The organism is Klebsiella sp. HMSC25G12, assembly GCF_001807705.1.
GTDB lineage: Bacteria > Pseudomonadota > Gammaproteobacteria > Enterobacterales > Enterobacteriaceae > Klebsiella > Klebsiella variicola.
The window spans coordinates 41,847-61,209 of the sequence record NZ_KV789893.1; the positions used below are offsets into that span (position 1 = coordinate 41,847).

Genomic DNA, 19,363 nt, shown 5'->3' on the forward strand with positions numbered 1-19,363 from the left:
CGAATCCTGGGCACGGCGGTACCCGGTCTGTTTTATTAAAAAAGCGCAGCAAGTATTACGCTAAATAACGAGCGATGATGTCGCGTATCTGCTGCAGCTGTTGGTCACTGAACTGCACCGCGTAGCGGCTGTCGCCCACCTCATGACCCATCAGTTGCAGGGCTTTTTTCACTGCCGCGGGTGAGAACGCCACCTTATACAGATCGGTGCGCAGGCCCGTCACGCGCTCCTGCGCCTGGCGCGATCCGGCGATATCTCCGGCGTGAAACAGCGACCAGATCGCGTTGATTTCAGCGGGGGCGACGTTGGCAAGCCCTGAGATGCAGGCCGAACAGCCGTCGACATACCCCTGATGGATAAGGGAGTCCGGCCCGTTCAGAACGTCGAAACCGTCAATGTCGCGTACCGCGTCAAGAAAGCCTTTCAGGCTGTCGTAGCTGCCGGCGCTGTCCTTAATGCCGACGATATTCTCGTGTCGGGCCAGCTGGCGTGCCGTCTCCGGAGCAATGGTGTTCCCGGTGCGGGCGGGAATGTTATAAAGAAAAAGCGGGACGCTCAGCGCGTCGGCGATCGCCGTATAGTGGTTAATCAGCTCTTCCTGCTTCAAGGGTACGAACCACGGGGTAATGGCCGATACCGCGTCAACCCCGAGGCGGGCGATCTGCTGGCCCAGCCGGCGAGTCTCACGGGTGGAAATCTCCCCGATATGCGCTACCACCGGCGCGCGTCCGGCGGCTTCTTCCACGCAGGTTCTGGCGACGGCGATCTTCTCCTCCTCATTGAGGACAAAAAACTCGCCATTGGTGCCGCCACAGAAAATCCCGTTGCCTGCGGCGAGCTGGCGCTGCACCTGCTGGCGTAGCGCTGGCAGGTTAAGGGCTCCCTCGGCGGTAAAAGGGGTGACGATGGCGGTGAGTACGCCGCTAATGGCTCTCCTCATTTTCTTTCTCCTGTTAGGCATGTTCTGGAAACAGCGTTTGATAGATAGCCGCAATCTCTTCGCGGCTGACGCTGCAGGGGGCGTTGTTCATCAGGCGCTTGACGTTTTGCGCCGCTGCGCTGAGAGCAGGGATGCTCTCCCTGGGCACGCCGAGCGCGGCAAGGTTGTCCGGCAGGGGCAGTCGTTTCACCAGCGCCGCCAGCCACGCGACCAGCGCATGGGATTTCTCTTCCTCACTGAGCGTGCGATCTGCGTCGGGGATCAGATCCCAGACCTGAGCGAATTTTGCCACCGCGTGGGGGCGGACCACCCGCATGCAGGGCGCCAGCAGAATGGCGTTAGCCACCCCGTGCGGCAGGTGCCAGGTACCGCCAAGCGGATAGGAGAGCGCATGCACCAGATGGGTGCCGGCATGGTTGATCGCCGCGCCGCCGTACCACGAGGCCCAGAGCATCTCCAGCTTCGCCGTCAGATCCTGCGGCTGATCCACCGAGCGTTCGATATGCCGCACCAGCTTGTGTAAACCGATTAACGCCGCGTTGTCGCTCACCGGATTGGCGACGGTGGAGGTAAAGCACTCCAGCAGATGACACAGGGCATCGATGCCGGTCGACGCCGCGATGCTGGCCGGCATGCTGGTGGTCAGCTCCGGCAGCAGGGCGACATAGTCCGGCAGCAGCACCGGGGAGATGATCCCCACTTTGGTCTGCTGCTCGGGGATCGCCAGAATGGCGTTCGGCGTCGCTTCGGAGCCGGTGCCGGCGGTGGCCGGGATCAACAATGAGCTAATCCGTCGTTGCGGCAACTCGCCTGCCAGCATGGCCGTCAGAGAGGGCGCCTCAGTATGCAGGAGCACCGAGAGCAGTTTCGCCACATCCAGTACGCTCCCCCCGCCGATGCCCACGATCATCTGGGGCTGACTGGCGCCCAGTTGGCTGACAATCTGCGCCACATCGTGATGGCTGGGCTCTGCCGGTACTGTGTCAATGACCTCAACCTGACGCCCTTCGGCCGCCAGCAGGCGATGGATCGCCTGGGTCGCTTCCAGCGCGCCAACGTTCTGGTCGGTCACCAGCAGGATGCGGGTTTTACCTGACAACAGCGGGAGCAGGGCCGTTGAGGCGCCCGCCCCGCTGATGATTGTGCTGTGTATCGTCGCCACGCGTTTCTCCTTGGTAGTAATTGATTGAATTCAATCATTCATGAATCGTGTCACTCTTCTGGTGGGGGAAAGTTATAATTTATACGGCAGTTTAATAACTTGAGCTTGCTCACATTTAATCAAATATGATTGAATATAATCAGTTTCAGATTTTCATCGACCACAAGGCAGAACAATGAACGATGGTAATAACCAGGTGCTGGTGCTGGCAGATGACTTTACGGGAGCCAATGACGCCGGTGTCAGCCTCGCGGAGGCGGGCATGTCGGTGGAAGTGGCCTTCAGCGCCGGGCAACCATCAACCGCCCGGGCGTTAATTCTCAACAGCGACAGCCGGGCAATGAGCGCCGCCGCCGCGGCGGACAAGGTCACCGGTCTGCTGCGCGGCGCGGCAAGATTTGTCCCGCAATGGCAGGTAAAGAAGATCGACTCCACGCTGCGCGGCAACCTTGGCGGCGAACTGGAGGCAATGATGGCGGCGCACGGCTGCCGGCTGGCGGTGGTGGCCCCGGCGTATCCGGCGGCCGGGCGGCATACCCGGGACGGGCGCTGCTATGTGCATGGGGTGGCCCTCGATCAGACCGAATTTGCCAGCGATCCGAAAACGCCCGTGAGCCGGGCGGAAATTAGCGAAATTATCGCCATGCAGAGCCGTCTTCCCTGTCTGACGTTGAACGCTGCCCGGCTTCCGGAGGCATTAGCGACGGCGGGCGAGGAGAAGCGAGTGTTGATTGTCGACGCCTGGGAAGACAGCCATCTGGACCTGGTGATCGACGCCGTTGCGCCCCATGCGCGGGAGACCCTGCTGGTCGGCTCGGCGGGACTTTGCGAGGCGCTGGCGCGCCGCCTGCGCCGCAGCGAGCAGGGGCCGCTACTGGCGCTGGTTGGTTCGATGAGCGAGATGGCGCAGCGCCAGGTCGCTGCGCTGCAGGCTCATTCCCGAGTGAGAAAGATCGAAATAGATGTCGAACAGGCCTTTAGCAGATCGCCGAAGGAGGAAGCCTCGCGGATCGCCGAGGTGCTGCGTGAGGGTCATCACTGCGTGGTGACCACCCGCCCGAATAACGCCGCCCGGCACGGGATAGAAGCCCAGTGTAACGAACGCGGTCTCAGCCGCGCAGCCTACGGGGAGCACATCTGCGCCTGGCTTGCCGACGTCACGGCGCAGGCGGTGGCGCTGTGCCCACCGGGCGCCCTGTACCTCTCTGGCGGCGATGTAGCCATCGCCGTCGCGCACGCGCTCGGCGCCACCGGATTTCAGATCCGTGGGCGGGTGGCGCAGTGTGTGCCTTACGGGCACTTTCTCGGCGGTCGCTGGTCACGGCCGGTGATGACCAAAGCAGGGGGATTCGGCACCGACACTACGCTGTTAAATGTTGTGAATTTTATTGAGGAGAAACTGAGTGTCTAACATGATTGCAGTGACAATGGGCGACCCGGCAGGGATTGGTCCGGAGATTATTATCAAATCCCTCGCCGAAGGGGCGCTGAGCGGCGCGCCGGTGGTGGTGGTGGGCTGCGCGCAGACGCTGCGGCGGATCCTGGCGCTGAATATTACGCCGCGGGCGGAGCTGCGCATCATTGACCATCCCGCCGAGGCGAGTTTTTCCCCAGCGACCATCAACGTTATTGATGAACCGCTCAGCGACCCGCAGGGGCTGCGCCCTGGCGAAGTTCAGGCCCAGGCAGGGGACCTCGCGTTTCGCTGCATCAGGCGGGCGACCGCGCTGGCGCTGGACGGCGCGGTCGCGGCCATCGCGACCGCGCCGCTAAATAAAGAGGCGCTGCATCTCGCCGGGCACGCTTTCCCCGGCCATACCGAACTGCTGGCCCACCTGACGCAGACCACCGATTACGCCATGGTGCTCTATACCGAGAAGCTCAAGGTTATCCATATCACTACTCATATCGCCCTGCGCCAGTTCCTCGATACCCTCAACCAGCCGCGAATCGAGACGGTGATTGGCGTAGCGGATCGGTTTTTGCGCCGGGTCGGCTATCAGCGTCCGCGCATTGCGGTTGCCGGCGTTAACCCGCACGCCGGGGAGAACGGCCTGTTTGGCGATGAAGAGATCCGCATCGTCGCCCCGGCGGTCGCCGCCATGCAGGCGCAGGGGATAGAGGTCACCGGCCCCTGTCCACCGGACACGGTGTTTATGCAGTGTCACGAAGGTATGTACGACATGGTGGTGGCGATGTACCACGATCAGGGGCATATCCCGCTGAAGCTGCTCGGGTTCTATGATGGGGTGAATATCACCGCCGGGCTGCCGTTTATCCGTACCTCAGCGGATCATGGCACCGCGTTTGATATTGCCTGGACAGGTAAAGCGAAGTCTGAGAGCATGGCAACCTCCATTGAGCTCGCCATGCACATCGCGCAGGAATAACATGAAGGGATATAACCGGTTAGAGCAGATTATGGACTTCCTGAAAAGCCATAATCTGGTGACAGTCGACCAGCTGGTGGCGGCGACCAACGCCTCGCCGGCCACCATTCGTCGCGACCTGATCAAACTCGATCAGGAAGGGGTGATCAGCCGTACACATGGCGGGGTGACGCTGAACCGGTTTATTCCTTCCCAGCCGACGACGCTGGAGAAAGCCCAGCGCAGTCCGCTGGAAAAGCAGGCTATCGCCAGCGCGGCGGCCGCGCTAGTGAAGGCCGGCGACGCGATTGTGCTTGACGCCGGCACCACCATGATTGAGCTGGCGCGGCAGATCACCCATCTGCCGCTGCGGGTGATCACCAGCGATTTACATATCGCGCTGTTTTTGTCGGAATTTAAGCAGATAGAAGTGACGATTATCGGTGGGCGCATCGATGACAGCAGCCAGTCGTGCATCGGCGATCACGGCCGCCGCCTGCTGCAGACCATCTGGCCGGACCTTGCCTTCGTCAGTTGCAACGGCTGGGACCTCGAGAAGGGGATCACCGCCCCGACGGAGGAGAAGGCTGCCCTGAAACGTGATCTGATGGCTAATGCCCGGCGGCGCATCCTGCTGGCGGACAGCTCCAAATACGGCGCCTGGTCACTGTTCAATATTGCCCCGCTGGAGTCGTTGACCGATATCGTCACCGACGCCCATCTGCCGGAGGCGACCCGCGAGGCGCTGGTGACCCTTTCCCCACAGCTGATCATTGCTGACTGACTTGCAGGCTGCCGTCAGGGCAGACGGGCGATATTGGCCTTGATCACCGCTATCGACTGACTGAACTTCGCCTGCTCCTCGGCGGCCAGCTGCAGTTCAATAATCTGCTCCACGCCACCCTGGGCCAGCACCGCCGGCACCCCAGCCGCCGCGCCGCTGACCCCGTATTCACCGTCAAGAATGCAGGAGACCGCCAGCGCGCGGTGGCTGCCGGTGAAGATATTGCGGCAGATCTCGGCGATGGTGCCTGCCACGCCATATTCGGTGCAGCCTTTACCCGCGTAGATCTCAAACCCCAGTTTTCGTACTTTTTCGGCCATTGCCTCGCGGTCGAGCGGGTGGCCGGTACGCTGCTGGTAGAGGTCGGCGATCGGCGAGCCATACACCGAGGAGTGTGACCATACCGGAAACTGGGTATCGCCATGCTCGCCGAGGATAAAGGCGTCGATGCTCTGGGCGCCAATATCCAGCTCCTGCGCCAGCAGGCGACGCAGGCGGGTGGTATCCAGCCAGACGCCGGTGCCCAGCACCTGACTGCGCGGCAGGCCGGAGAGCTGCCATACCTGCCAGGTGATGATGTCGCAGGGGTTGGTGGCCACCAGAAAGATGCCGTTAAACCCGTTGGCCATCATCGTCGGCACAATACTTTTCACAATCTTCGCCGTCGTGGTCAGTTCATCCAGCCGACTCTGACCGGGGCGCAGCGCACCGCCGGAAACGGTGATCACCGCGATATCGACATCAGCGCAGTCGCTGGCTTCCCGGGTGGAGATGGTCATCATCCCCGGCAGATAGGCCGCGGCATCGCTGAGATCCTGGGCATGGGCCTCGGCACGCTGTTGGTTGAGGTCGACGAGGATCAGCTCCTCGCAAATGCTCTGGTTGAGGAGGGCGTAGGCCGCCGACGCGCCGACATTGCCGGCGCCAATAATCATCACTTTACGGGCTTTGGTGTGCATATTCAGATCTCAAGTACGAACGGCAGGGGATAAAATTACTGTGTTTCAGCGAGTTAGCGCAAGAGGTGGGCAGCAATATAAGTTAATGCTATGGCGGAAACGGGCCGAGGGCGCGCTACAGTGGCGTAAAAAAAGGAGTTCACCTATGTATACCGTTACCGACATCGCCCCCACCGACGCAGAATTTACCGCCCTGATTGCCGCTCTCGACGCCTGGCAGGAGACACTCTATCCGGCAGAGAGCAACCATTTGCTGGACCTCAGCCAGCTGCCGCCGCAGACGGTGATCGCCCTGGTCATCCGCAGCGCGCAGGGCGAGGCCGTTGGCTGCGGGGCTATCGTCCTCAGTGAGGAAGGTTTCGGCGAGATGAAGCGGGTCTATATCGATCCGCAGCACCGCGGACAGCAGCTGGGAGAAAAGCTGCTGGCGGCGCTGGAAGCGAAAGCGCGCCAGCGCGACTGTCATACGCTGCGGCTTGAAACCGGTATCCATCAGCATGCGGCCATCACCCTCTACACGCGCAACGGCTACCAGACCCGCTGCGCGTTTGCGCCGTATCAGCCCGATCCGCTCAGCGTGTTTATGGAGAAACCGCTGTTTGCCGATCTTCGTTCAGCAGCGCTATAAACGCCTCCAGCTGGCGGGTTTTGGCGCCCCGGCGCCACACCAGCCAGGTGGTTAACCAGCGCCACTCTTCGGCCAGCGGCCAGGCGGAAACCTGCTGATGACCGGGCATACTCTCCAGCATACTGCGCGGGATCAACGCCAGGCCCGCGCCGGCGATCACGCAGGCCAGCATCCCATGGTAAGACTCCATCTCGTGGATCCTGCCCGGGGTTGCTCTGTCGGCATGGAACCAGCTCTCAAAATGCCGGCGGTAGGAGCAGTTGGCGCGAAAGGCGTAAACGTTGGCCCCGTTCACTTCGCTGGCGCGGTCGATGGGCGCGTGGCCGTACGGGGCGACGATCATCATCTCTTCCGGGAACACCGGCAGCCCCTCCAGACCCGGATGCACCAGCGGGCCGTCAACGAACGCGGCGCTCAGGGCGCCCTCCAGCACGCCGTCGATCATCGTCCCGGAAGGGCCGGTGGAGAGCGCCAGGTGAATTTTCGGGTAGCGCTGATTAAAGTGGGCCAGGGTGGTGGGGATCCGTACCGCCGCGGTGCTCTCCAGCGAACCAAGAGAAAACAGTCCCTGGGGTTCATCGCCTGCCACCACCATCCGCGCCTCGTCCACCAGGGCGAGGATCTGCTGGCTGTAGCGCAAAAAGCTGTGTCCCGCAGGCGAGAGGCGCAGGCGCTGGTTCTCGCGGATAAACAGCTCTACGCCGAGGTCTGCTTCCAGCTGGCGGATGCGGGTGGTGAGGTTGGACGGCACTCGATGCACTTTCTGCGCCGCCTGGGTAATGCTGCCGGTGGTGGCGACAGCGTTAAACATCTCTAGCTGAGTCAGGTTCATACTATTCTTCTTTTGTGAATGCGTTGCTTAATATTATTCATTTTCAATGAATGGAAAGGTAAGCCAGAATACGGTTACTTCGCAAGCAACGAGAGAGAGAATAACGATGAATTTATCTGCAACGCACGCGGTTTCCGTCAACCCGACTACCGGTGAGGTGGTCTCCTCGCTGCCCTGGGCCAGCGAACGCGAGGTCGATGCGGCTATCGCTCTCGCCGCGGCAGGCTATCGCCAGTGGCGTCAGACGCCGCTCGCCGACCGCGCCGACGCCCTGCGTCGCATCGGGGCTGCGCTGCGCGCCCGCGGGGAAGAGGTGGCCCAGATGATTACCCTCGAGATGGGCAAGCCGATCGCTCAGGCGCGCGGCGAGGTGGCGAAATCGGCCAACCTCTGCGACTGGTACGCCGAGCACGGCCCGGCGATGCTGGCGACGGAAGCCACGCAGGTGGAAAATAATCAGGCGGTGATTGAATATCGTCCGCTGGGCGCCATTCTGGCGGTCATGCCGTGGAACTTCCCGGTCTGGCAGGTGCTGCGCGGCGCGGTGCCGATCCTGCTGGCCGGCAACAGCTACCTGCTGAAGCATGCCCCGAACGTGATGGGCAGCGCCCGCCTGCTGGGCGAGATTTTTGCCGCCGCCGGCCTGCCGGATGGCGTGTTCGGTTGGGTGAACGCCACCAATGACGGCGTTTCGCAGATCATCAATGACGACCGCATCGCGGCGGTGACCGTCACCGGCAGCGTCCGCGCCGGCAAGGCGATTGGCGCCCAGGCGGGGGCGGCGCTGAAGAAATGCGTGCTTGAGCTGGGTGGCTCCGATCCCTTTATCGTGCTCAACGATGCCGACCTGGATGAGGCGGTAAAGGCCGCCGTCACCGGCCGCTATCAGAACAGCGGCCAGGTGTGCGCCGCGTCGAAACGCTTCATCCTCGAAGCCGGTATTGCCGAGGCCTTCACCCGCAAATTCGTCGACGCCGTGGCGGCGCTGAAGATGGGCGACCCGCGCGATGAGCAAAACTACGTCGGACCGATGGCGCGTTTCGACCTGCGCGATGAACTGCACCAGCAGGTGACCGCGACCCTTGATGAAGGGGCAACTCTGCTGCTGGGCGCGGAAAAAATCGAAGGGGCGGGCAACTACTATGCGCCAACCGTGCTGGGCAATGTCACCGCCGGGATGACCGGTTTTCGTCAGGAGCTGTTTGGTCCGGTAGCGACCCTCACCACCGCTCGCGACGCTGACCATGCGCTGGCCCTCGCCAACGACAGCGAGTTTGGCCTGTCGGCAACGGTCTACACCACCGACGAGGCGCAGGCCCAGCGCTTCGCCCGCGAGCTGGAGTGCGGCGGCGTCTTCCTCAACGGCTACTGCGCCAGCGACGCCCGCGTGGCCTTCGGCGGCGTGAAGAAGAGTGGTTTTGGTCGCGAGCTGTCGCATTTTGGTCTGCACGAGTTCTGTAATGCGCAGACTGTCTGGAAAGACCGTCGCTAATCAACGTTAGCCCCCTGACGACCGTCGCCCACGTCTGCTATACTCGCCCACCAAATTTCGATGGTGGGCAAGGAGCTGCATGTGGCGGCGGTGATCAATAACGCAATGCTGGAAGCCATTCTGGCAGAAATCAGGCCGCTGATTGGCCGCGGTAAAGTGGCGGATTACATTCCGGCGCTGGCCAGCGTCAGCGGCGATAAGCTTGGCATTGCGATCAGTACGGTAGACGGGCAGCACTTCGCCGCCGGCGATGCGCATGAACGTTTTTCCATCCAGTCTATCTCCAAGGTATTGAGCCTGGTGGTGGCCATGAACCACTATCAGGAAGAGGAGATCTGGCAGCGGGTGGGCAAAGATCCCTCCGGCCAGCCCTTTAACTCCCTTTTGCAGCTGGAGATCGAGCAGGGCAAACCGCGAAACCCGTTTATCAACGCCGGGGCGCTGGTGGTCTGCGACATGCTGCAGAGCCGGCTCAGCGCCCCGCGTCAGCGGATGCTGGAGATTGTCCGCCGCCTGAGCGGCGTGGCCGATATCGCCTACGATCCGGTGGTGGCCCGCTCTGAGTTCGAGCATTCGGCGCGCAACGCCGCCATCGCCTGGCTGATGAAATCCTTCGGTAACTTCCATAACGACGTCGCCACCGTGCTGCAGAACTATTTCCACTACTGTTCGCTGGAGATGAGCTGCGTTGAGCTGGCGCGAACCTTCCTGTTCCTCGCCGATCGCGGTATCGCCCCGCACCTGGAGGCACCGGTTATCGCGCCCATTCAGTCCCGTCAGGTGAATGCCCTGATGATGACCAGCGGCATGTACCAGAACGCCGGCGAATTCGCCTGGCGCGTTGGCCTGCCGGCGAAATCGGGCGTCGGCGGCGGAATTGTGGCGATTGTGCCGCAGGAGATGGCGATCGCCGTATGGAGCCCGGAGCTTGATGACGCCGGGAACTCGCTGGCCGGCGTGGCGCTGCTGGAAAAACTGACTCAGCGGATGGGGAGGTCGGTGTTCTGATGGTTGAGCAGGATCGGTTGTTTGCCCGTCTGGCGCGCTCGACGTTTCGTTCACGCTTTCGACTCGGGGTCAAAGAGCGGCAATACTGTCTAGATAAGGGGCCGGAGATCATCGACCAGCACGCTGCGGATTTTATCCGCCAGCGGCTGGCGCCCGCCGAACCGATGAACGACGGTAAGCAGACGCCGATGCGCGGCCATCCGGTATTTATCGCCCAGCATGCGACCGCCACCTGCTGCCGCGGCTGTCTGGAAAAATGGCACGCCATTCCCCACGGCCGCGCGCTGAGCGAGCAGGAGCAGCGCTATGTGGTGCAGGTGATCCATCACTGGCTGGTGCTGCAGATGAACGGCCCGTCTGTGCGGTAATCTGCATTTGATCGGCGCCGGAGTATGCCTGATAAATATTCTCATGTTATGATAATCCGCTAACTAATTATTAACATAATAATTGCCTGAAACAATTAGACGGATAATTACTGAATGTCTTCACTGTCGATTCGGTCATTTACGCTGTTTCGTGAAGAGCAGCCCGTGCGCGACGCACTGGTATTATTCACGTTAACGCTACTACTGCATTTTCTGGGGGCCATGCTGCGCCTGGTGCAGGAGCTCTCATTCTTCTGGCCGCTCAATGCCGTGATGGCCGGGATCTTTGCGCGCTATGTCTGGCTTAATCGCAGCTATTTTTATGCCGTCTGTTTTGCGGCAATGCTGGTTTATGACGGACTCACTTCGCGCTGGGGGATGGGCTTTGCCTCATTGCTGATTAATTTCTCCAATATTGTCTTTATTGTGGTGCTGGCGCAGCTGGTGCTGTGGGATAAGCGACGCGCCGACTCCATGCCCGGCCCGATTAATGCGCTTAATTTATTCTGTTTTTGCCTGTTTGCCGCCTTATTGTGCGCCGCCGTCGGCGCCCTGGGGTCGGTGGATGTTGAACGCGCCACCTTTATTCCCCAACTGGCAGACTGGTTTAGCGAACAGTTCTCGACAGCGGTGCTGATCCTGCCGTTTATTCTGACCCTGACGTTGCCTTCGGCATTAAGCGGTTTTCGTTTTCGCCAACTGCTGCCCGCGCTGGCGCTGGTGCTGTCGATAGCCCTCGGCGTGGCGGTGGGCGGCGCCGGCAGCATTACCTTCCCGTTGCCGGCCCTGATCTGGTGCGCCGTTCGTTATCCGCTGCCGCTGACCTGCCTGTTAACCTTTCTCACCGGCATCAGCGAGATATTGCTGGTCGCCAACTCGTTAATTCACTTTTCGCCGGATGCGCGAATGCAGCCGTGGCAGCTGTTCTCCACCCGCCTCGGCATTGCCGCTATGCTGATTAGCCCGGTGATTGTCGCTTCCAGTGTCGAAGCGATTAACACGCTGGTGAAACAGCTGGCCCTGCGCGCCGATTTTGATTTTCAGACCCGGGTGTATTCCCGTTCCGGACTGAGCGAGGCGCTGAAGCGTCAGGCGTTGCCCGCCGATAAGCTGCTGACGGTGATGGTGCTGGATATCGATGGCTTCAAACGGGTGAATGATGCTCTGGGCCATGAAGGCGGCGATTGCGTATTGACTCAGTTTGCCCAACAGGTTCGGCAGCTGGTGGACGAGCAGGGGATGGTTGCCCGCATTGGCGGTGAAGAGTTTGCGGTGGCGGCGGTCGTCGACAGTACCCAGCAGGGCTATTTACTGGCGGAAAAAATCCGCCACGGGGTGGAGTCGCAACCCTTCGGCCTGGGGCAGAATCCAATCCATCTGACCATCAGCATGGGGCTGGAGACGCGCGAGGTGGGGCACGCTCGCATCACGGAGCTGTTTAACCAATTGCTGATGGCGGCAGACGAGGAGATGGTCAAAGCCAAACAGACCGGTCGCAATCGCATCTGTATGCCAGCGCTAACCGAAAGCGCACCATAAGAAAATCCTATACGGAATCCGCTTGTGTTAATTTTTGGTTAAAAACATAGTGATGTGGTCAATTACAGGGAGCTTCCATGACCACATCCTTTTCACTGCGCACGCTGTCGCGTGACGATATTCTGCATCACCTCCCGGCATTAAGCGATATCCTGGCAAGCTGCGTCAACGGCGGCGCCTCGGTAAGTTTTATGCTGCCCTTTAGCGCGCACACGGCCACCACTTTCTGGCAACAGACCGCCGACAGCGTGGCGGCCGGCGAGCGCATCGTGCTGGCGGCCCTCGACGCGGATGAAAGGCCCGTCGGTACCGTGCAACTTATTACCCGCCAACCGGAAAACCAGCCCCATCGTGCGGATGTCGCCAAACTTTTGGTTCACCAAAATGCCCGTCGCCAGGGGATTGCCAACGCGCTGATGAGCGAGCTAGAGCATGTTGCCCGACAGGAAGGGAAGACGGTGTTGGTGCTGGACACGGCAGCCGGTAGCGGGGCGGAGCAGTTCTATGTCCGCTGTGGCTGGGAAAAAGTGGGGGAAATCCCGCGCTATGCGCTGATGCCTGACGGAGAGATGACCGCCACCTCACTGTTCTATAAGTTTTTGCCCTGACGGTCGCTATTGCAGAATGCTTTGATCAAAACGGGGTTTCACTGGTAGAAAAACCTGATAACTTATTGGACCAATTACTCAGGTTGTATGACTACTATTAGAGGGAACCCATTGTGAAAACATTAAACCGTCGTGATTTCCCCGGCGCGCAGTACCCTGACCGTATCATCCAGTTTGGTGAAGGCAATTTCCTGCGCGCATTCGTTGACTGGCAGATAGATCTCCTCAACGAGCATACCGACCTGAATGCGGGCATCGTGGTCGTCCGTCCTATTGCGACGGATTTCCCGCCTTCACTGAGCACCCAGGACGGCATTTACACCACCATTATTCGCGGTCTGAACGAGCAGGGTGAGGCGGTGAGCGACGCGCGCCTGATCCGCTCGGTCAACCGGGAGATCAGCGCTTACGCTGACTTCGACGCTTTTTTACGTCTGGCGCATAACCCGGAGATGCGGTTTGTCTTCTCCAATACCACTGAGGCGGGCATCAGCTACCATGCCGGGGATCGTTTTGACGACGCGCCGCCGGTCAGCTATCCGGCGAAACTGACGCGTCTGCTGTTTGAACGCTACCAGCATTTCGCCGGTGCGGCCGACAAGGGATGGGTGATTATTCCCTGCGAACTGATCGATTATAACGGCGAGGCGCTGCAGGCGCTGGTGCTGCGCTATGCTGCTGAGTGGCAGCTGCCGCAGGCTTTTATCCGCTGGCTGACCTCGGCGAATACCTTCTGTTCAACGCTGGTGGATCGCATCGTAACCGGCTATCCGCGTGATGAAGTGGCGGCCCTTGAGGCACAGACTGGCTATAAAGATGCCTTCCTTGATACCGCCGAGCATTTCTACCTGTTTGTGATCCAGGGGCCTGCCTCGCTGGCGGCCGAGCTGCGTCTCGATAAACTACCGCTGAATGTGCGCATTGTGGACGATATCAAGCCGTATAAAGAGCGCAAAGTGGCGATCCTCAACGGGGCGCATACCGCGCTGGTGCCGGTGGCCTTCCTGGCCGGGATCGACACCGTGGGTGAGGCGATGAACGATGCGGAGATTTGCGCGTTTGTCGAAAAAGCGATTTATGACGAGATTATTCCGGTGCTGGATCTGCCGCGCGATGAGCTTGAGTCATTTGCCAGCGCCGTGACCGGGCGCTTCCGTAACCCGTATATTAAACATCAGCTGCTCTCGATTGCGCTCAACGGCATGACCAAATACCGCACTCGCATTCTGCCGCAACTGCTGGCAGGGCAGCAAAAGAGTGGGCAACTGCCGCCGCGGCTGACTTTTGCCCTGGCAGCGCTGATCGCCTTCTACCGGGGAGAGCGGGAGGGTGAACGCTATCCGGTACAGGATGACGCCGAATGGTTGGCGCGATACCAGACGCTGTGGGCCCGGCATCGGGATCGCCAGATGAGCACCCGCGAGCTGGTGACTGCGGTACTCAGCGTAGAGGCTCATTGGGAACAGGACTTGAGCCAGATCCCGGGTCTGGTGGAGCAGGTGACTGCCGACCTCGATGCTATCCTGTCCCGCGGTATGCGCGATGCTGTACAGCCTTTGTGCTGATAGCGGACGTCATTCACCCGGCTGCGGCCGGGTTTTAAAGCTACCTCATTAGTTACAACATACTTTTTATCATAGTTAACAAGCCGGTCTGTTACTCCGCTGCGAAAAAAGCCTTTTAGTGCCAAATCGCCCCTTCAGGGAGAGAATTGCCGCTAAGCCGCTTGAACATATGCCTGTGCAGGAAAATAATGGTTTGAACCCATTTTCCCTGCCAATGTTCGCAGGCTAATTCATTCATCTGTAAGGAAACTCGCATGGTCATCGATATCCGGGAAATACGGCCGCACGACAAAGCCGAATGGCTTAATCTCTGGGAAGGCTATACCCGCTTCTACGGCAGCCCGCAGCCGGAAGAGGTGACCGAATGCACCTGGCAGCGAATGCTGGACATGAACTCCCCGGTGCTGGGCAGGGTGGCTGTGGTCGATGATACGGTGGTGGGGTTCGCCATCTGCATTCTTCACGAGGGAACCTGGGTCACCACGCCCATCTGCTATCTGGAGGATCTGTTTGTCGATCCTGCCTTCCGTGGACAAGGCATTGCCAGAACAATCATTAAGTCGCTGCAAACCGAAGGGGCAGACAAAGGCTGGTCGCGGCTGTACTGGCATACGCGTCGTGATAATCCGGCCCGTCATCTGTATGATGAGTTTACCCCGGCTGACGATTATGTGCGCTACAGGATCACGCTTGGGTCCTGAAGCGGTAAGAGGTTGTTAAGCTTTTCCCGCTATAACAGGGGAAACCGGCTCAGGAGAAGCAACGATGGAAAAACGTCTCGACACAGTGGTCAATCTGATTATGTTTCTTTCACTATTGGCTACGGCCTGGGATCTCTCACTGGTGCATCATCTCGCCTGGTAGCAAAGATATCGTGCTGAAACGCGGCGCCTCATGCGGCGCCGCCGGCGTTATTCATCCACCATCTTCCCTGCGCTAAAACTCCAGTCCTCCCGCTGGTTAAACTGGATAACCACCATCACGTCCTGCGGGCTGACCGCCATCTCATCGTCTTACCGCGCACAGAGCCGACGATAAAGCCCCTGTTTCTGCGCCCGGCTGCGCGGTTTACCGGCGAAAATATGAAACAGCACGAAGCGGGCGCTGCGTCCGTCGCTGAGGTAGTTCGGGTCGTAAATGCGCTGCTCGTCGGCGGCCTGCTCGATAAACTGAAATTTATCTGCTGACGGCACGTCGAACTCTGCCACCAGACACTCATGAAAGAGCGCCGACAATTGAGCAAACTCCGTGGGACGCCAGGCCGTGCCAAGCGATATGCGGGTCAGGGGCATGGTGTCTCCTGCTCATTCAGACAGGTCAGGGCGCTGGCCGCCGCTGGCCAGCCGGCATAGAACGCCAGGTGGGTGAACAGCTCGACGATTTCGGCCTGGCTCAGGCCATTTTGATAGCCGAGAGCGATATGCCACGGCAGTTGCTGGGTTTTACCCAGCGCCGTCAGGGCAGAAAGGGTGATCAGGCTCCGTTCGCGGGGCGACAGATCGCGGCGAGCCCAGATATCACCAAACAGTACCGTTTCGGTCAGTTCGGCCAGTTTTGGCGCAATGGCGGCCAGGGTGTTGCGATTAACAACGCTATTTTCCACAGTGACTCCCGTTATTGGGTGTTGAGATGGCAATCACTGTCGCATGCCGGGAAAGAGGTTGAATATCGCAATGTTCAGGATGTTTCATCCTGATAAGCAGGACGATTTTTCGCCCTGTTTTCCATACCCATTACCACGCTTACGAGCTCATTCCGGTTAGACGTCGATTTTTCGCGCCACGATAAACAACCTGGGGAATCGCAGGAGCACCTTTCCGTTACACTGTAACGGATAGTGTTCGGCCAGTAGTTCGACATAGCGTGTCAGAAATGCGTTTCTGGACTGCTCGTCCAGGCCGGCCAGATAGGGACGCAATCCGGTCCCCTGCAACCAGTCGCTTATCGCCTGATGGGAAGCGAGGGGATGAAAATAGGTGGTGCGCCAGATATCAACTTCACAACCCTGACGGGTCAGCATGTCATACCAGGCGTCCGGCGGAAGTAAGGGCTGGCGCCCGCGGTCCGGTAATCCCTGCTCGTCGGCGACCTGGCGCATCAGGGTATGCGAAGGTTCCTGCCAGTTATCCGGCATTTGCACGGCCAGCGTTCCGTTGACGGCCAGCTGCGCCACCAGATGTGGAAACAGCGTCTCATGATCCGCCAGCCACTGCAGAGAGGCGTTCGCATAGATCACGTCTACCGGTTGCGCAGGCCGCCAGCGGGCAATATCGGCGTCGATGAACTCACAGTCGGGTAAGGCCTGTGCCGCCTGAGCCAGCATGGCCGGGGAGTTATCGATACCGGTGATTGCCGCCAGCGGCCAGGCGGCGCGCAGCAGGCGGGTGCTGTTTCCCGGCCCGCAGCCAAGGTCGACAACGTGCTCAACCTGCAGATGGGCAATACGCGAGAGCAGGTCGGCCGCGGGGCGGGTACGTTCAGCGTCAAATTGCAAATACAAAGAAGGGTTCCAGTCAGCCATAGCGCGGTCCTGTGTGAGGGAAGACTGGGCAAAGCATAGAACGCTACTGGCAGCCTGTCAGCCGCCGAATGTTACCAGCGGTAACCCACTTCGTGACAGTGTCACAAAAAGAATAAACATCAGTGGGCTTTCGCGTCTGGTCGGTACGCTCAGGGAGGCGGTGGGATGGACAGTCACTGCGCCCGTTGCGGGCGCAGTGACTTATTCGGCGTTCTTGAGCGCTTCAGCGCGGCTGGCGGTGGCGTAAACAAAATCCAGCATCGGTTCGAGATCGGTGTCGTAACCGGCCTGAATGATTTTACCTCGCAGCCATTCAATTTCGCTGGTGATATCGGGCGGGAAGATGTTGTTATCCTGCGCCCGGCGCAGCCATTTCAGCAGAAAGTTATTCTTTCCTCTGATACCGCCCGATTTTTTCGACTTTCCGTGCATCTTCAGCGCGACCAGGACGCAGTAATAGAAATGAACGCGCTGATTAAAACTTTGGTGCATGTCTGTGTTTCCCGCCAGAATCAGGAATTCACCGTGTGGGTCAGTGATTCGGATTGGACTACGGCGCCGGGCTGGATCGTTGTGCGATCTCTGTTGTTCTCCGCTACCGTCCTTGCATCTGTTGTCAGACGCTGAGGAGGATGTTGGCATGGAAGCCGAATCGTCGTCAATTGCCGATTCGTTTTTTGCCCGCGGCGATCCGCGGGCCTGGGCTGACTACGTTCCTGAGACGGCTCGCTGTTGTCGCTGGACGCGTAAAATGAGCAGGAAAGCGAACACCACGACAATCGCCGCCAACAGATATAGCGTGGCGAGGTCGTAGAAGCCGGCGACCCATCCGGCCAGCGGCCCGGTGAGTCCCAGCGCCAGGTCAAGAAACGCCGAGTAGGTGCCGAGGGCGGTCCCCTGGTTTTGCTCTTCCACCTGTTTGACTGCCTCGACCCCTAGCGCCGGGAAGACCAGGGAAAAACCCGAGCCGGTGAGAAAGGCGCCGACGCCGGCCACCCAGGCTGACGGCGCCAGCCAGATCAGCAGCAGGCCGAGACACTCGATCACAAAGCAGACCAGCGAGACCGGGACCCCGCCATAGCGGGTAATGGTATTTCCCAGCACCAGGCGGACGCAGATAAAGCCGACGCTGAACAGGGAGAGGGTAAACGCCGCGCCCTGCCAGCTGTGCGCCGCAAAATAGAGGGTGATGAAGGTGGCGATAACGCCGAAGCCAACGGTACCAAAGGCCAGCCCCAGGCCATAAGGCCAAATTTTTCGTACCACTGCGTGAAAGGGCGCTCTGACACCGGCAGTCACGCTGACATCCTGGCGGGTGCGGGCGAACAGCAGGCCGATGACGGCCACCACTACCACCACCGTGGCAAATCCGCTAATGCCGAAATAGTGGTTAAGGGTGACCCCCAGCGGCGCCCCGATCGCCATGGCGACATAGGTCGCCACGCCATTCCAGGAGATCACCCGCGAGGTATGGATCGCGCCGACGGTTTTGATCCCCCAGAGCGTGGCGCCGGTCGCGGTAAAGCTCTCTCCGACACCAAGAAACACCCGGCCCGCCAGCAGCGCGGCGATGGCCAGCATCGGCGTCGCCTGCAAAAGCACCGCCAGCAGGGTGAATGCTCCGCTCAGCAGACAGCAGATGATCCCGAGACTGACCACTTTTTTCGGGCCCCAGATATCGGTATAGCGCCCGGCGTGCGGTCGACTGATCAGCGTTGAGATGTATTGCAGGCTGATCACAATCCCGGCGACAAAGGTGCTGTAGCCCAGCTGATAGTGAATGTATCCCGGCAGTACGGCCAGCGGCAGGCCGATGGAGAGATAGCAGATACAGGTGAAGACAACGATCGAAATGATGCGCAAATTGAGTTGCGTGGTGCTGACGGAAGTGCTCATAGGGATAAGTGATTAATACAAGGGATGTTTAGCATAGCGCGCCGCGAGGACGCTGGCGAGTCGCGAGGGCGTTTTATCTGTCACCGATGAAGTCGCCGTCTGTCCGAAGGGGCGCAACGGTCTGTACCGTCGATGATGTTGTGCATGCGCCCGCCATTAATCGGGTTTGCCGCTGGCGCCTGCGTACGGGCATGATGGCGTTAGCTTACCACCGCGTTCAGGAGAGAACATGTCCCACGATTTCGCTGATATTGACGTTTTGTTCATTGCGGGCTTCGGTCCCATCACCCGCAGCACGTCGCAAAGCCGTGACTTCTATTGTCAGGCGTTGGGTTTGCCGCTAAAGCCGATGCCGGGTAACGAGGCGTATCTCCTCAGCGAGCAGGATGCCATCGGCGGGGTGAAACATTTCGCGCTGTGGCCGCTGGCGCAGGCGGCGCAGTCCTGTTTTGGTCAGGACCAGTGGCCGGAGACGGAGCCGGTGCCGCAGGCATGGATTGAGTTTGAGGTCCGCGACCTGGCTGCGGCGACGGCGCGGCTGCAGCAGCAAGGATACCGCCTGCTCGTCGCGGCGCGCGACGAACCGTGGGGACAGACGGTCACCCGATTGCTCAGTCCGGAAGGGCTGCTGGCCGGGCTCACGGTGACGCCGTGGCTGCGGGCGGAAGAGCCATAGCGCCCGCGCCGGACGC

Annotated in this window: 20 protein-coding genes and 1 pseudogene; 12 read left to right on the top strand and 9 right to left on the bottom strand. The window is 60.1% G+C overall.

The genetic code is table 11. The features are described 5' to 3' along the window. Window positions 1–55: 55 nt before the first annotated feature. On the bottom strand, window positions 56–940 hold the full coding sequence (locus HMPREF3096_RS14535; protein ID WP_008804958.1) for a dihydrodipicolinate synthase family protein: 885 nt from the start codon (window positions 938–940) through the stop codon (window positions 56–58). Window positions 941–953: 13 nt separating this feature from the next. Next, complete coding sequence (locus tag HMPREF3096_RS14540; protein ID WP_032730322.1) at window positions 954–2,102, bottom strand: iron-containing alcohol dehydrogenase; 1,149 nt, start codon at window positions 2,100–2,102, stop codon at window positions 954–956. Between the two features lie 175 nt (window positions 2,103–2,277). On the opposite strand from HMPREF3096_RS14540, the gene dtnK reads away from it, so the two are divergent. Genes dtnK through HMPREF3096_RS14555 form a run of 3 tightly spaced genes read left to right on the top strand, consistent with a single transcriptional unit; the run spans window position 2,278 to window position 5,255 of the window. Next, window positions 2,278–3,513: a D-threonate kinase gene (gene dtnK, locus HMPREF3096_RS14545; RefSeq protein WP_032730324.1), complete on the top strand. Its 1,236-nt coding sequence runs from the start codon at window positions 2,278–2,280 to the stop codon at window positions 3,511–3,513. Next, a complete protein-coding gene (locus tag HMPREF3096_RS14550; RefSeq protein ID WP_012541770.1) occupies window positions 3,506–4,492 on the top strand; it encodes a D-threonate 4-phosphate dehydrogenase in 987 nt (328 codons plus the stop codon). Before dtnK ends, HMPREF3096_RS14550 begins: the two co-directional genes overlap by 8 nt. Window position 4,493: 1 nt before the next feature. Beyond that, on the top strand, window positions 4,494–5,255 hold the full coding sequence (locus tag HMPREF3096_RS14555; RefSeq protein WP_012968265.1) for a DeoR/GlpR family DNA-binding transcription regulator: 762 nt from the start codon (window positions 4,494–4,496) through the stop codon (window positions 5,253–5,255). A gap of 14 nt (window positions 5,256–5,269) precedes the next feature. Here the strand turns inward: HMPREF3096_RS14555 and HMPREF3096_RS14560 are convergent, their stop codons facing one another. Further along, a complete protein-coding gene (locus tag HMPREF3096_RS14560) occupies window positions 5,270–6,214 on the bottom strand; it encodes an L-lactate dehydrogenase (protein ID WP_012541768.1) in 945 nt (314 codons plus the stop codon). A gap of 145 nt (window positions 6,215–6,359) precedes the next feature. On the opposite strand from HMPREF3096_RS14560, the gene HMPREF3096_RS14565 reads away from it, so the two are divergent. After that, window positions 6,360–6,842, top strand: coding sequence for a GNAT family N-acetyltransferase (locus HMPREF3096_RS14565; RefSeq protein ID WP_008804952.1), 483 nt, complete (start codon window positions 6,360–6,362; stop codon window positions 6,840–6,842). Here HMPREF3096_RS14565 and ptrR read toward each other — a convergent pair. Continuing rightward, complete coding sequence (ptrR, locus tag HMPREF3096_RS14570; RefSeq protein ID WP_032730326.1) at window positions 6,796–7,674, bottom strand: putrescine utilization regulator PtrR; 879 nt, start codon at window positions 7,672–7,674, stop codon at window positions 6,796–6,798. The genes HMPREF3096_RS14565 and ptrR overlap by 47 nt on opposite strands. Before the next feature lie 106 nt (window positions 7,675–7,780). Here ptrR and sad point away from each other — a divergent pair, with 106 nt between their 5' ends. From sad to HMPREF3096_RS14605, 7 genes are all read left to right on the top strand, one after another. Beyond that, window positions 7,781–9,166 carry a succinate-semialdehyde dehydrogenase gene (gene sad, locus HMPREF3096_RS14575; RefSeq protein WP_023297590.1) on the top strand — a complete coding sequence of 462 codons (1,386 nt, stop codon included), beginning with the start codon at window positions 7,781–7,783 and terminating at the stop codon, window positions 9,164–9,166. Window positions 9,167–9,226: 60 nt separating this feature from the next. Beyond that, window positions 9,227–10,174: a glutaminase B gene (gene glsB, locus HMPREF3096_RS14580; protein ID WP_022065782.1), complete on the top strand. Its 948-nt coding sequence runs from the start codon at window positions 9,227–9,229 to the stop codon at window positions 10,172–10,174. Next, window positions 10,174–10,542 (top strand): DUF4186 domain-containing protein, encoded by a 369-nt coding sequence (locus tag HMPREF3096_RS14585; RefSeq protein WP_008804948.1) that lies wholly within the window; start codon window positions 10,174–10,176, stop codon window positions 10,540–10,542. Before glsB ends, HMPREF3096_RS14585 begins: the two co-directional genes overlap by 1 nt. A 114-nt stretch (window positions 10,543–10,656) precedes the next feature. Beyond that, the gene (locus HMPREF3096_RS14590; RefSeq protein WP_008804947.1) at window positions 10,657–12,081 is read left to right on the top strand and encodes a GGDEF domain-containing protein; all 1,425 of its coding nucleotides are present in this window, start codon (window positions 10,657–10,659) and stop codon (window positions 12,079–12,081) included. 77 nt (window positions 12,082–12,158) lie between these two features. Then, on the top strand, window positions 12,159–12,689 hold the full coding sequence (locus HMPREF3096_RS14595; protein WP_023322591.1) for a GNAT family N-acetyltransferase: 531 nt from the start codon (window positions 12,159–12,161) through the stop codon (window positions 12,687–12,689). A gap of 113 nt (window positions 12,690–12,802) precedes the next feature. Then, on the top strand, window positions 12,803–14,254 hold the full coding sequence (locus tag HMPREF3096_RS14600; protein WP_032730328.1) for a tagaturonate reductase: 1,452 nt from the start codon (window positions 12,803–12,805) through the stop codon (window positions 14,252–14,254). A gap of 254 nt (window positions 14,255–14,508) precedes the next feature. After that, complete coding sequence (locus HMPREF3096_RS14605) at window positions 14,509–14,955, top strand: GNAT family N-acetyltransferase (protein WP_012968261.1); 447 nt, start codon at window positions 14,509–14,511, stop codon at window positions 14,953–14,955. Between the two features lie 210 nt (window positions 14,956–15,165). Here HMPREF3096_RS14605 and HMPREF3096_RS14610 read toward each other — a convergent pair. From HMPREF3096_RS14610 to HMPREF3096_RS14630, 5 genes and pseudogenes are all read right to left on the bottom strand, one after another. After that, window positions 15,166–15,546: pseudogene (locus HMPREF3096_RS14610) on the bottom strand (tautomerase family protein). Continuing rightward, entirely contained in the window at window positions 15,537–15,857 is a 321-nt protein-coding gene (locus HMPREF3096_RS14615; RefSeq protein ID WP_032730330.1) for a carboxymuconolactone decarboxylase family protein, read from the bottom strand. The pseudogene HMPREF3096_RS14610 and the gene HMPREF3096_RS14615 overlap by 10 nt, the downstream one beginning before the upstream one ends. Before the next feature lie 156 nt (window positions 15,858–16,013). Continuing rightward, a complete protein-coding gene (tam, locus tag HMPREF3096_RS14620; RefSeq protein WP_012541762.1) occupies window positions 16,014–16,775 on the bottom strand; it encodes a trans-aconitate 2-methyltransferase in 762 nt (253 codons plus the stop codon). Window positions 16,776–16,976: 201 nt separating this feature from the next. Continuing rightward, complete coding sequence (locus tag HMPREF3096_RS14625; protein WP_008804940.1) at window positions 16,977–17,267, bottom strand: hypothetical protein; 291 nt, start codon at window positions 17,265–17,267, stop codon at window positions 16,977–16,979. Between the two features lie 216 nt (window positions 17,268–17,483). Next, window positions 17,484–18,671, bottom strand: a complete 1,188-nt coding sequence (locus HMPREF3096_RS14630; protein ID WP_023340119.1) for an MFS transporter — start codon at window positions 18,669–18,671, stop codon at window positions 17,484–17,486. Window positions 18,672–18,900: 229 nt separating this feature from the next. Here HMPREF3096_RS14630 and HMPREF3096_RS14635 point away from each other — a divergent pair, with 229 nt between their 5' ends. Beyond that, window positions 18,901–19,347 (top strand): VOC family protein, encoded by a 447-nt coding sequence (locus HMPREF3096_RS14635; protein ID WP_008804938.1) that lies wholly within the window; start codon window positions 18,901–18,903, stop codon window positions 19,345–19,347. The last annotated feature ends 16 nt before the right edge of the window (window positions 19,348–19,363 follow it).